Origin of the sequence: Bradyrhizobium sp. NBAIM03, from assembly GCF_020194055.1 — a bacterium.
GTDB classification, from domain to species: Bacteria; Pseudomonadota; Alphaproteobacteria; order Rhizobiales; family Xanthobacteraceae; genus Bradyrhizobium; species Bradyrhizobium yuanmingense.
Window position 1 is genome coordinate 187618 of sequence record NZ_JADYVS010000007.1, and the last position, 12423, is coordinate 200040.

12 protein-coding genes are annotated in these 12423 nt (G+C 65.3%); 2 read left to right on the forward strand and 10 right to left on the reverse strand.

The window, feature by feature from the left end; genetic code table 11:
- Positions 1–231: 231 nt before the first annotated feature.
- The 10 genes from phoB to I6F21_RS13115 all read right to left on the reverse strand — a co-directional run bounded on the left by phoB (position 232) and on the right by I6F21_RS13115 (position 10188).
- Complete coding sequence (phoB, locus tag I6F21_RS13070) at positions 232–939, reverse strand: phosphate regulon transcriptional regulator PhoB (protein WP_008143479.1); 708 nt, start codon at positions 937–939, stop codon at positions 232–234.
- Positions 940–961: 22 nt separating this feature from the next.
- Positions 962–1678 carry a phosphate signaling complex protein PhoU gene (phoU, locus tag I6F21_RS13075; protein ID WP_036001670.1) on the reverse strand — a complete coding sequence of 239 codons (717 nt, stop codon included), beginning with the start codon at positions 1676–1678 and terminating at the stop codon, positions 962–964.
- An 11-nt stretch (positions 1679–1689) separates the two neighbouring features.
- Entirely contained in the window at positions 1690–2511 is an 822-nt protein-coding gene (gene pstB / locus I6F21_RS13080; protein ID WP_036020413.1) for a phosphate ABC transporter ATP-binding protein PstB, read from the reverse strand.
- Complete coding sequence (pstA, locus tag I6F21_RS13085) at positions 2508–3353, reverse strand: phosphate ABC transporter permease PstA (protein ID WP_036001676.1); 846 nt, start codon at positions 3351–3353, stop codon at positions 2508–2510. Before pstA ends, pstB begins: the two co-directional genes overlap by 4 nt.
- A gap of 4 nt (positions 3354–3357) precedes the next feature.
- Entirely contained in the window at positions 3358–4347 is a 990-nt protein-coding gene (pstC, locus tag I6F21_RS13090; protein ID WP_036020411.1) for a phosphate ABC transporter permease subunit PstC, read from the reverse strand.
- A gap of 135 nt (positions 4348–4482) precedes the next feature.
- Positions 4483–5496 carry a phosphate ABC transporter substrate-binding protein PstS gene (gene pstS / locus I6F21_RS13095; RefSeq protein ID WP_036001732.1) on the reverse strand — a complete coding sequence of 338 codons (1014 nt, stop codon included), beginning with the start codon at positions 5494–5496 and terminating at the stop codon, positions 4483–4485.
- A 149-nt stretch (positions 5497–5645) separates the two neighbouring features.
- Complete coding sequence (locus I6F21_RS13100) at positions 5646–6938, reverse strand: ATP-binding protein (RefSeq protein WP_036020408.1); 1293 nt, start codon at positions 6936–6938, stop codon at positions 5646–5648.
- A 46-nt stretch (positions 6939–6984) separates the two neighbouring features.
- Positions 6985–8040, reverse strand: coding sequence for a lysylphosphatidylglycerol synthase domain-containing protein (locus I6F21_RS13105; RefSeq protein ID WP_036001683.1), 1056 nt, complete (start codon positions 8038–8040; stop codon positions 6985–6987).
- Positions 8041–8488: 448 nt separating this feature from the next.
- A complete protein-coding gene (locus tag I6F21_RS13110; RefSeq protein ID WP_036001688.1) occupies positions 8489–8791 on the reverse strand; it encodes a hypothetical protein in 303 nt (100 codons plus the stop codon).
- Positions 8792–8793: 2 nt separating this feature from the next.
- Positions 8794–10188 carry an OmpA family protein gene (locus tag I6F21_RS13115; RefSeq protein WP_036020406.1) on the reverse strand — a complete coding sequence of 465 codons (1395 nt, stop codon included), beginning with the start codon at positions 10186–10188 and terminating at the stop codon, positions 8794–8796.
- 164 nt (positions 10189–10352) lie between these two features.
- On the opposite strand from I6F21_RS13115, the gene I6F21_RS13120 reads away from it, so the two are divergent.
- Together I6F21_RS13120 and I6F21_RS13125 are read left to right on the forward strand one after the other, a co-directional pair.
- Entirely contained in the window at positions 10353–11411 is a 1059-nt protein-coding gene (locus tag I6F21_RS13120) for a polysaccharide deacetylase family protein (RefSeq protein ID WP_225183200.1), read from the forward strand.
- Positions 11412–11502: 91 nt separating this feature from the next.
- Positions 11503–12315: an SDR family oxidoreductase gene (locus tag I6F21_RS13125; RefSeq protein ID WP_225147454.1), complete on the forward strand. Its 813-nt coding sequence runs from the start codon at positions 11503–11505 to the stop codon at positions 12313–12315.
- Positions 12316–12423 lie beyond the last annotated feature (108 nt).

Consider the following 12423-nt stretch of genomic DNA (forward strand, 5'->3'; position numbering starts at 1 on the left):
CGATGACGGCTCCCAATCGCTCGGTGTCATCCCCGCGAATGCGGGATCCGTAACCGCGGGGCGCAATCGTTGCGCGAGATGGTCACTCCGAGTCTTCGCCAAACCACGTCCTGTGGCTAATCGCGAATAGCGCAAGCGCTCGCGCTGAGATCCCGGGCTCACGCTGCGCGCGCCCCGGGATGACGGCCGAGATCGGCGCCGCAGTTCGCCAAACCAGCTGTCGCTGGCGCCTTACGTCTGCTCAGCCTTCGCGAAGCGATCGTCCAGCGCGTAGCCGGCGCCGCGGACGGTGCGGATCGGGTCCTGCTCGCGGCCAAGGTTGAGCAGCTTGCGCAGGCGGCCGATATGGACGTCGACGGTGCGCTCGTCGATGTAGATGTCGCGGCCCCAGACGCTGTCGAGCAGCTGCTCGCGCGAGAACACGCGGCCGGGATGCTCCAGGAAGAACTCCAGCAGGCGATATTCGGTCGGACCGAGATCGATCGGCCGGCCCGAGCGCGCCACGCGGCGCTTGTCGCGGTCGAGCTCGATATCGCCATAGGCGAGCACGGTGGCGAGGCGCTCGGGACTCGCACGCCTGAGCAGGCCCTTCACGCGCGCAAGCAGTTCCGGCACCGAGAACGGCTTGACGATATAATCATCCGCGCCGGTCGCGAGCCCGCGCACCCGTTCGCTCTCCTCGCCGCGCGCGGTGAGCATGATGATCGGCAGCTGCTTGGTCTCGGGGCGGGTCCGAAGCCGCCGGCACAGCTCGATGCCTGACAGGCCCGGCAGCATCCAGTCGAGCACGATCAGATCGGGAATGTGCTCCTTGAGGCGGGTGTCGGCGTCATCGCCGCGCATCACCGTCTCGACGTCATAGCCGTCGCCTTCGAGGTTGTAGCGAAGAAGCTCGGTGAGAGCTTCCTCGTCCTCAACCACCATAATGCGTGCGCCCATGTGGTCGTAGCTCCTTAAGTCGTCAGGTGTTCGGCACCGTCGTGGCGAAGGTCGTCATGTCGCCCTTCGGCCGCTTGTCGGTGATCGCCTGGCCCTCGATCATGTAGAACACGGTCTCGGCGATGTTGGTGGCGTGGTCGCCGATCCGCTCGATGTTCTTGGCACAGAACATCAGGTGGATGCAGAACGAGATGTTGCGCGGATCTTCCATCATGTAGGTGAGGAGCTCGCGGAACAGCGAGGTGCAGATGGCGTCGACTTCCTCGTCGCCCTTCCACACCGCCATCGCCGCCGGCAGGTCGTGCGCGGCATAGGCGTCCAGCACCGACTTGACCTGCTGCTGCACGAGGTCGGTCATGTGCTCCAGGCCGCGGAACAGCTTGAGCGGATGGAAATCCGTCTCCAGCGCCGCGACGCGCTTGCCCATGTTCTTGGCGAGATCGCCGATGCGCTCGAGATCGGTCGCAACGCGCATCGCGCCGACGATCTCGCGCAGGTCGACGGCCATCGGCTGGCGGCGGGCGATGGTGAGCACGGCGCGCTCCTCGATGCGCTTCTGCAGCGCGTCGAGCTCGACGTCGGTGGCGACGACGCGCTGGCCGAGCGCGACGTCGCGGCGGATCAGCGCGTCGACGGAATCGACGATCATGCGCTCGGCGATGCCGCCCATCTCGGCGACCAGGCGGGTGAGCTCCTGAAGGTCGCTGTCGAAAGCCTTTACGGTATGTTCAGAACCCATGTTCCGTCTCCTCAGCCGAACCGGCCGGTGATGTAATCCTGCGTGCGCCGATCGCTCGGCGACGTGAAGATCTTGCTGGTGTCGTCGAACTCGATCAACTCGCCGAGATACATGAAGGCGGTCTTGTCGGAAACGCGCGCCGCCTGCTGCATGTTGTGGGTGACGATCGCGATCGTGTAGTTCTCGGACAATTCCTGGATCAGCTCCTCGACCTTGGCGGTCGAGATCGGGTCGAGCGCCGAGCAGGGCTCGTCAAACAGGATCACCTCGGGCCGCACCGCGACGGTGCGGGCGATGCAGAGGCGCTGCTGCTGGCCGCCGGAGAGCGACAGGCCGGAGGCATTGAGCTTGTCCTTGACCTCGTTCCACAGCGCGCCACCGCGCAGCGCCTTCTCGACGCGGTCGTCCATCTCGGACTTGGAGATCTTCTCATAGAGACGAATGCCGAAGGCGATGTTCTCGTAGATCGTCATCGGGAACGGCGTCGGCTTCTGGAACACCATGCCGACCCGGGCGCGGAGCAGGTTGAGGTCGAGCTTGGGGTCGAGGATGTTGGTATGGTCGAGCAACAGCTGACCGTCGGCGCGCTGGCCCGGATAGAGGTCGTACATCCGGTTGAAGATGCGCAGCAGGGTGGACTTGCCGCAGCCGGACGGGCCGATGAACGCCGTGACGCGGTTGGTGCCGAGCGCCAGGTTGATGTTCTTCAGCGCGTGGTGGTCGCCGTAGTAGAAGTTGAGGTTGCGCGCCGTGACCTTGGCGGGCGCCTCGGGCAGGGGCTGCGAGCCGGGATGAACGGACGGTGCGCTGACGGAAACAGACATTTCACTCATTTTGCAGTCCTCTCGGCGCCAAGGATGCGCGCGCCAATGTTAAGGGCAAGCACGGTCAGGGTGATCAACAGCGCGCCGCTCCAGGCGAGTTGCTTCCAATACTCGTAGGGGCTCTGCACGAAGTTGTTGATGGTGACAGGCAGGTTCGCCATCGTCTTGTTCAGGCCGAGGCTGAAGAACTGGTTCGACAGTGCCGTGAACAACAGCGGCGCGGTCTCGCCGGCGACGCGGGCGGTCGCCAGCAGCACGCCGGTGATGAGGCCGGAGCGCGCGGCACGATAGGCGATGCGCTTGATCACCAGCGAGCGCGGCAGGCCGAGCGCGCTGGCAGCTTCGCGCAACGGATTCGGCACCAGCAGTAGCATGTCTTCGGTGGTGCGCACGACGACCGGGATCACGATGACGGCAAGCGCCAGCGCGCCCGCAATCGCCGAGAAGCCGCGCATCGGCACCACCACCGCGCCATAGATGAAGAGGCCGATGATGATCGAGGGTGCCGACAGGAGAATGTCGTTGATGAAGCGGATCACCGAGGTCAGCTTGTCGTTGCGGCCGTACTCGGCGAGATAGGTGCCGGCGAACAGGCCGAGCGGCGCGCCGATGCCGACGCCGATCACGGTCATGATCAACGAGCCGACGATGGCGTTGCGCAGGCCGCCCTCGGTCGATCCGGGCGGCGGCGTGTCAGCTGTGAAGACCTGGAGGTTGAGCCCGGCCAAGCCGTTGTAGAGCAGCGTGACCAGGATCAGCGCGAGCCAGGTGACGCCGAAGGCGGCGGCTGCGATGCAGAGGCCGCGAATGACGATGTCCCAGCGGCGGCGGCGCGAATAGATCGGGTTCATGGCTTCACTTCCCGGCCTTGGTTTCGAGGCGCAGCAGCATCAAACGGGCGGCAGCGAGCACGAAGAACGTCAGCACGAACAGCAGGAGGCCGAGCAGGATCAGGCCGGACTGGTGCAGGCCGTCGCTCTCGGCAAATTCGGAGGCGATCGCCGCCGAAATCGTCGTGCCCGGCGCGAAGATCGACGAGGAGATCCGGAACGAGTTGCCGATGATGAAGGTCACCGCCATGGTCTCGCCGAGCGCCCGGCCCAGCGCCAGCATGACGCCGCCGATGATGCCGACGCGGGTGTAGGGGATCACCACGCTGCGGACGACCTCCCAGGTGGTGCAGCCGACGCCGTAGGCGGCTTCCTTCAGCACCGGCGGCACCGTCTTGAACACGTCGACCGAAATCGAGGTGATGAAGGGCAGCACCATGATGGCGAGGATCAGCGCGGCGTTGAACAGGCTGAGATAGGACGGGGGCCCTGCGAAGATCGCGCCCAGCACGGGGACGCCGTCGAACACCCTGATCATGAAAGGCTGGAAGGTGTTGGCCAGGAACGGGCCGAGCACGAAGAAGCCCCACATGCCGTAGATGATCGAGGGGATGCCGGCGAGCAGCTCGACCGCCATGCCGATCGGGCGGCGCAGCCATTGCGGGCAGAGCTCGGTGAGGAAGATCGCAATGCCGAGACCGACGGGAATGGCGATCAGCATCGCGATGAAGGAGGTGACGAGCGTGCCGTAGATCGGCCCGAGCGCGCCGAGCACCGGCGGATCGGCCGAGGGCGCCCAGCGCTGCGTCCACAGGAAGGAGATGCCGAACTCCTGGATCGCCGGTAAGGCGCCGACGATCAGCGAGATGATGATGCCGCCGAGGATCAGCAGCACCGAGATCGCGGACAACCGCGTGATCCAGTAGAAGGTGACGTCGCCGAGCTTGAACGCGCTCAAGGCCTTGGCGCGATCATATGGACCGGCAGCATCAATCACATTGCTCTCAACAGCCATCTCAGCCACGCCGATCCCCTATACCCGTTTTATGTACGCTTGTTGTTGGTGGCGCGCTCCGGATGCGGCAGGAGGCCGATCCGGAGCGGAGATCTTGCAGCGTCCCGGAACCGTGTCCGGGACACATATAGCGCCTTAGCTCTTGATCTCGGCAGCCCAGGTCTTCTCGATCTGCTGGACGACGCTGTCCGGCATCGGAATGTAGTCGAGCTCCTCGGCCATCTTGCCGCCGTTCTTGAAGGCCCAGCGGAAGAACTTGATCGCTTCCTGCGCGGCCGCCTTGTCGGTGGCGGACTTGTGCATCAGGATGAAGGTCGCCGCCGTGATCGGCCAGGACTTCTCGCCGGGCTGCTCGGTCAGGATGACGTAATAGCCGGGAGCCTTGGACCAATCGGCGTTGGAGGCGGCCGCCTGGAAGGCCTCGACGGTCGGCTGCACCGGCTTGCCGGCCTTGTTGACGAGACCGGTGTGGGTGAGCTTGTTCTGCTTGGCATAGGCGTATTCGACATAGCCGATCGAGTTCTTGGTCTGGCTGATGTTGCCCGACACACCCTCGTTGCCCTTGGCGCCGACGCCGACCGGCCACTCGACCGCGGTGCCCTCGCCGACCTTGCTCTTCCAGTCCGCGCTGGCCTTGGAGAGATAGTTGGTGAAGTTGAAGGTGGTGCCCGAGCCGTCCGAACGACGGACCACGGTGATGGCTTCTGACGGCAGCTTCGCGTTGGGATTGAGCTTCTTGATCGCGGCATCGTCCCACTTGGTGATCTTGCCGAGATAGATGTTGGCCAGGGTCTCGCCGTCGAACACCAGCTCGCCCGGCTTCACGCCCTCGATGTTGACGACGGGGACGATGGCACCCATCACCATCGGCCACTGGACGAGGCCGTCCTTCTCGAGCTGCTCGGCCTTGAGCGGCGCGTCGGTGGCGCCGAAGGTCACGGTCTTGGCCTGGATCTGCTTGATGCCGCCACCCGAGCCGATCGACTGGTAGTTCAGACCGTTGCCGGTCTCCTTTTTGTAGGCGTCAGCCCACTTCGAATAGATCGGGAACGGGAACGTCGCGCCGGCACCGGTGATGTCGGCCGCAAAGGCTACCGTCGTCGATGCGGCGACCAAGCCGGCAGCGACCATGGTTTTGAGGAAATTCATGCTGGTCTCCATACAGGGGAGCGAAGCGCCATCCGCGCCCGATCGCGCTCCCCGCGCCGCCGCTTTAGGGGCGGTCGGCTGTGCTTTTACGAAGGTTTCGTGACAGTTGGATGACGACACCAAGCAATTGAAATGGCTTGCGTTTCCAATCAAACCGGAGTCTTGATCTGGGGAAAACAGGCGGTGAAGGTGGCGCCCTGCCTGGGCACGCTTTCGATCAAAAGGCGGCCGCGATGACGGTTAAGGATATGTTTCACCAACGATAACCCGAGCCCGGTGCCGCCTTGCGAGCGGCTGTCGCCGACGTCGACCCGATAGAAGCGCTCGGTCAGCCGCGGCAGGTGCTCCGGCGCGATGCCCGGGCCGAAATCGCGGACCATGACCCGGATTTCCTGAGTTCCGTCAGCGGCGGCGCTCGAGGTCAGCGACACGATGACGCGCCCGCCGGAGGCGCCGTATTTGAGCGCGTTCTCGATCAGGTTCTCGAACAGGCGGAGCAGCTCCTCGCGGTCCCCCGCGATCATCACCGGCGGCTCCGGCAGGTGGATGTCCACCTCGACCTGACGCTCGCGCGCCAGCGGCTCGAGCCCGTCGGCGACCTGACGGATGATCGGGACGAGATCGACCAGGGTGTCGGGCCGGACATGGGCCGACAGCTCGACCCGCGACAGCGACAAGAGATCGTCGATCAGGCGCGCCATGCGCGTGGCCTGGTTGTGCATGATGCCGAGAAAGCGCTCGCGCGCCTTGGGATCGTCCTTGGCCTGGCCCTGGAGCGTATCGATGAAGCCCGACAGCGCCGCCAGCGGCGTGCGCAGCTCGTGGCTGGCATTGGCGACGAAGTCGGCGCGCATCTCCTCGACCCGGCGCAGCGGCGTCTGGTCGTGGAAGGTCATCAGCATGCATTTGTCGGCGCCGCCGAAGCTGGTCGGCACCGGTACCGGCGTGATGATCAGCTCCATCCAGCGATCAACCGGAACATGATCGAGATAGGTCGCGCGCCGCGGCTCGGTGGTCGCGATGGCCTCGCGCAGCGCGGTGATGATCTCCGGCGAGCGCAGCGCGAACTGGGCGAGCTCGTTCTTGCGCAGCGCCGGCGCGAGCTGGGCGGCGGCGGCGTTGAGGTGGATGACGCGGCCGGCCCGGTCGAGCAGCACCGCCGGATCCGGCATGCCGGCGACCACCGCGGCCACCGCCGCGCTCTCGACCGGGTTGATGCGTCTGACGTCGTCGCGGGAGGTGGCGGGATCGTGCAGCCGCCACGGGATCAAGGCAGCCGCCGCGATGCAGAGGAACACGATTGCAGCGTGCAGCGCCGACAATTCGCCGAGCGAGACCACGACGGACAGCGCCAGCGCCGCGGCGATCAGGATGATGGTCGAGTGCCGCAGCCGATCGGACCAGGGCTGGGCGGAGGGAGAAGAGGGGGCGTCGATCGCCATCGGGGCGGACTTCTCCTGGGGACTGTCCTTAAGGACCTGACACCGGTCAGGCGCCGCTGTCGCTGCGCTCTCTCACATAGGCGGCTTCAGGCGCCGGGCCGGGGTCCAGCTTGAGCGCCGCCTGTTGCAAGCGCTTCGATCGGGCGCCGATTATAACCTCTCGAAACGTCAGCAAGATTACAGATAAGACGAACGGAGACAGATAATAGAGGACGCGGAACAGGAGCATGCCGCCCAGCAGCTCCTCGCGGTCCATCTGCCAGAGCCCGACCAGCATGGCGGCATCGAACACCCCCAAGCCTCCGGGTGAATGGCTGGCGAAGCCGAGCAGGGTCGCCGAGACGAAGATCACCGCGACCATCACGAAGCCGAGATTGGGCTCGTCGGGGACCAGCACATACATCGCCAGCGCGCAGAAACCGAGATCGACGATGCCGATCGCGATCTGGAGCAGCGTCAGCGGGCCGCCCGGCAGCACCACCGTCCAAGGGCCGCGGCCGACCACCCGCGGCTGGCTCCAGACCCAGATCACGTAACCGATCAGCGCCACGATGATCATCAGCGCCAGTGTCCGGTTCAGCCAGACCGGCAGCTGGTCGATCGAGGCTGCCGCCTCCGGATGGTAGGCGATGCCGAGGCCGAGCACCGCGGCATTGCCCAGCCAGAAGGTCAGGCCGGCGAGAAAGCAGATTTTTGCGACGTCGATCGCGTTGAGCCCATAGGCCGAATAGATGCGGTAGCGCACCGCCCCGCCGGTGAAGACGGAGGCGCCGACATTGTGGCCGATCGAATAGCTGGTGAAGGCCGCGAGCGCGTTGATGCGATAGGGCACATGGGCATGGCCGATCGCGCGCGTGGCGAAGAGGTCGTAGAAGGTCAGCGTGAAATAGCCCGCAGTGACGAATAGCGCCGCCATCGCAATCTGGCTCGGCTCAGTGCTCTTGATCGCTTCGAGGACCTCGTTGAAATCAATGCCGCGCAGCATGTGGTAGAGCACGTAGCAAGCGATGCCGATGACCGCGATGCTGATCACGACTCCAAGCTTATGCAGGACTTGCTTCTGGCGCAGAAACGTCGTCGCCCTGCGTATGGCTTCCAGCATCTAGACCTCGAACAACGCTTCAGCGGCCAGGGTGGCCGGCGGACAGGCGGACGCGCAGGCATTCAACGAACCCTCGCCGCCGGCGCCGGAATCGCGCATGCCCCCTGCCCCTCCACTAGCGCGTTTTCGGCCGAAGTGGAATTCGCCAATTCGAACAAAAACACGTGCCTTCAGTATTTTAGGCAGGGTTGCAGCTCCCAGTGCAGGGTTTGGCGCTTTCGTCGGCAAGGCTTGGCGCGAATCTCCAGGCGATCCTGCGCAGGGGCCATGAAGTTTTGATGATTTCGGCCGCACAATGTTCCGTCACGCCTTAAGCCAACGTCAATCTATGGAGCCGGCCTGCCTGTTGAAAGAGGGGTGACTGGAGCGGCCAGGTCCCGGTTTTCCAATGCGCCGAAAGGCCGCGGCGGAGCACACCCCGTCCCGCGCGTGAGGGTGCATAGCAACATCACACAGCGGCTGGCGGCGCGGTACGCGAGACCACCCGATCGCGCAGCCACGCTCCGATCGTGCCGCCGACGAGATAGCAGGCGAACATGATCAGGCCGAGGTCGAGCCAGTAGCCGAAGCGACCGGGGACCACATGGGTGAGAGAGGCCGCGACCAGGGCGGCGGCAAGCACTGCGAGCCACCGCGCAATCACCTTCGAGGTGCCGTTGCCGCGCTGGACCACCGAGATCCAGCCCATGCAGAAGCCCAGCAGCAGCGAGCCGATCAGCCAGCCCAGATGGAACGAGACGAGATAAGGCATCGTCACCTCACCAGAAATTCGATGCGGCGGTTCTGCGCCTTGCCTTCATCGGTGTCGTTGCCGGCGACGGGCTGCGTGCTGCCATGGCCGACCGCGGTGAAGCGGCTGGCAGGAAGGCCCGCCTTGACCAGATAGTCGATCACCGCCTGCGCGCGCTTTTCCGAAAGGGCCTGGTTGAAGGCATCCTCGCCATCGGCGTCGGTATGTCCGACGACCTCGATATTGGTGGTGGGGCAGCGCAGCGCAGTCTCGATGAGGCGATCGAGAATGCCGGCCGAGTCAGGATCGATGTCCGCGCGCCTGTTCGCGAAGCGGATCTTGCCCTTGGTCAGAAGCTCCGAGAACAATTGCTGGCACACGGTGCCGTCGACCGGGCCTGCGGCGGGCTTCACCGTGATCTCCGGCTTGTACTGCCAGTTCTTCGGGAAGTCCTTGCCGAGGCCTGCGCGCATCTCGTTGGCGGCGCCCTCGTAGAGCGCATCGCCCGAGAGCTTCACCTCGCGGTCGGAGACGACCAGCGTGCCGGTCGACAGCCGCGACAGCGCGCCGAGCGCGGCGATAACAGCCGTGCTGAAGGAGCCGGGGGCGCCGATACTGGCCTTGAGATTGTCGACGACCTTTTCGGTGAAGAACTTTCGCGAGGCGCTGGTGCCGATCGCGGCGTGGACGTTGTTGTCCGGAACATAGCCGGTCAGCGTCACCGTCGCAGCCACCGGATCCTTGTAGGCCTGGAAGATGTAGGGCGGCGCCTTGATCTCGTTGGCCGCAATCGAAAAACCCTCGGGCAGGTTCTTCAGCGCAGCCGCGATCGCCTCACGGCCGCCGAGCTCACGCGCCATGCCCGACAGATTGACCTTGGTGTCCGTGATCGTGATCTTGCCGTCCTTCAGCTTGCCGATCTGATCCAGCAGCAGCATCGCGGCGGCTTCGAACCGGGGCGGCGCCCCGCGCGCCAGCCCCATCTGGTCGGCGACCTCGACGCCGCCGACTTCCTTGCGGGCCGCCTCGGTCAGCCGGGCCCTCATCGATGGCAGCGGCGCGGAGCCCGACAGCGTCACCCGCACCACGTCGCGCTCGGCATTCCACACGAAGGGCTTGGCCTCGGGAACGAGGCGGGTCCGGTCGTCGACCAGCCGCACGCCGGGCACGGTTTCGACCGCCATCACTGCGTCGCGGCGCCCCTCCTCGGAGAAGGCGTCCGCGGCCAGGCTGACGTCGCGGCCGTCGACCGCGATCCGGGTCTTGTCCAGAACGGTGTCCTTCAGCGCAGCCGAGCTGCGGGCCGACAGATCAGCCTCGACCGGTAAGGTATTATTCCAGGCCGCAAATCCCCACATGACGGCAAGGGGGATCAACCCCGGCCACCATTTGCTGGCCCACGAGAAAAGCTTCTGCATTCGACGACCCGACCTCTGGAAACGGAGACAAAACAAACCCTTGGCAGGCTGTCAAACCGGAAATGGCCCTGGTCCCAAGGCCCGGGTGGGACAATCGGAATAACTTTTTCTTCAAGGGTTCTTCCGTAAGTTGAGGCCGGAATGCCAAAGTCCCCCACCCGGTCATGAAACAACTGCGTAACAACGTCATCCGCGCCGGGCTGGGAGCACTCTATCTCAGCGGGGCGCACCACCTGTTGCGCCCGCTCTTGTCGGGCGTCGGCGCCATTTTCATGCTGCACCATGTGCGGCCGGCGCGCGAGGCCGCGTTCCAGCCGAACCGGCATCTCGAGGTCACCCCCGACTTCCTGCGCGCCACGCTGTGCCATTTGCGCTCGCGCGACATCGACATCGTCAGCATGGACGAGCTGCATGAGCGGCTGGTGCAGGGCCGGTTCGACCGTCGCTTCGCCGCCTTCACCCTCGACGACGGTTACCGCGACAATCTGGATTACGCGCTGCCGCTGCTGCGCGAATTTGACGCGCCGCTGGCAGTCTACGTCACGAGCGATTTTGCCGACGGCACCGGGCGATTGTGGTGGACGGCGCTGGAGGCCGTGATCGCCAAGGCCGAGCAGATCGACATTCAGATCGGCAATTCCGCCCTGCGGCTCGATGCGAACAGTGTCGCGGCGAAGCAAGCGGCATTCGACCGCCTGCACGACTGGCTGCGCGCGCTGCCGGGCGAGCAGGATCTTGCGCGCGAGATCGGGGCGCTGTGCAGGACTTACGGCGTCGACATGGAAGCGCTGTGCCGCGGCTTGTGCCTGTCCTGGGCCGAGCTCAAGTCCTTTGCCGCCGATCCGCTGGTCACGATCGGCGCGCACAGCATCAGCCATTGCAATCTCGCCAAGCAGACGGAAGACATCGCCGCGCAGGAGATGGCCGCAAGCCGCGCGCGGATCGAGCAGGTGCTGGAGCGCCCCGTGCTGCACCTCGCCTATCCCTATGGCGACCGCGACGCCGCGGGCGCGCGCGAATTCGCCCTTGCCGCATCCGCCGGTTTCAAGACCGCGGTGACGACGCGGCCCGGCATGCTGTTCGCGGAGAACGCCGGCCACATGACCGCGCTGCCCCGCGTCTCGCTCAATGGCAATTATCAGGACGCGCGGATCCTGCCGGTGCTGACCTCGGGCGCCGCGACCGCGATGTGGAATGGCTTCCGCCGCATCGCGGCGGCGTAGGCCTCAATCTGCACTGGTCGAGGACAAGCGCGCCTTTCTTGACTCCCCTCCCTGCTCCGCCCACAACCGGCGGCAACCAAGGGAGGAACGCATGTTCAACGATCTGTTCTCGCTCAAAGGCCGCATCGCGCTGGTAACCGGCGGCTCGCGCGGCATCGGAAAGATGATCGCGGCGGGATTTCTCAGCGCCGGCGCGGCAAAGGTCTACATCACCGCGCGCAAGGCCGGACCGTGCGAGGCCACCGCGAAGGAGCTCAGCGCGCAATATGACGGGGAATGCATCGCGCTGCCGATCGACATCTCGACCGTTGCCGGCGCCGAGCTGCTGGCCAGCGAGTTCGGGAAACGCGAGTCCCGGCTCGACATCCTCGTCAACAATGCGGGCGCCGCCTGGGGCGCGGAGTTCGACGAATTTCCGGAGAACGGCTGGGACAAGGTGATGAACCTCAACGTCAAGGCGCCGTTCTTCCTGACCAAGGCACTGGCGCCGACGCTGCGCGCGTCGGCAAGCGCGGAACGGCCGGCGAAGGTGATCAACATCGCCTCGATCGACGGCATCTTCGTCAATCCCGGCGAGACCTATTCCTATGCGGCGAGCAAGGCCGGGCTGATCCACCTGACGCGGCGCATGGCGGTGAAGCTGATCCCGGACCACATCGTGGTCACCGCAATCGCGCCGGGCCCGTTCAAGTCAGACATGAACCGCGCCGCGCGCGACCACGCCGACGAGGTCGCAACGCGCGTCCCCGTGGGCCGCATCGGCACCGACGAGGACATGGCGGGCGCTGCGATCTACCTCGCCTCCCGCGCCGGCGATTACGTGGTGGGAGCGACCATCGCGGTGGATGGCGGCATCGTCTATGCGAACCCGGGGATCAAGGGCAGCGGGTGGGACAGCGATTGATGCGGCGATCTCCCGTCACGTGCATCGGGACTCAAAACCAAAACGTCGAAAACAACCCCATGCACAGTAGCGGGCCCCTTCATCGATAAGGGATCTTTCGAGCGGCCT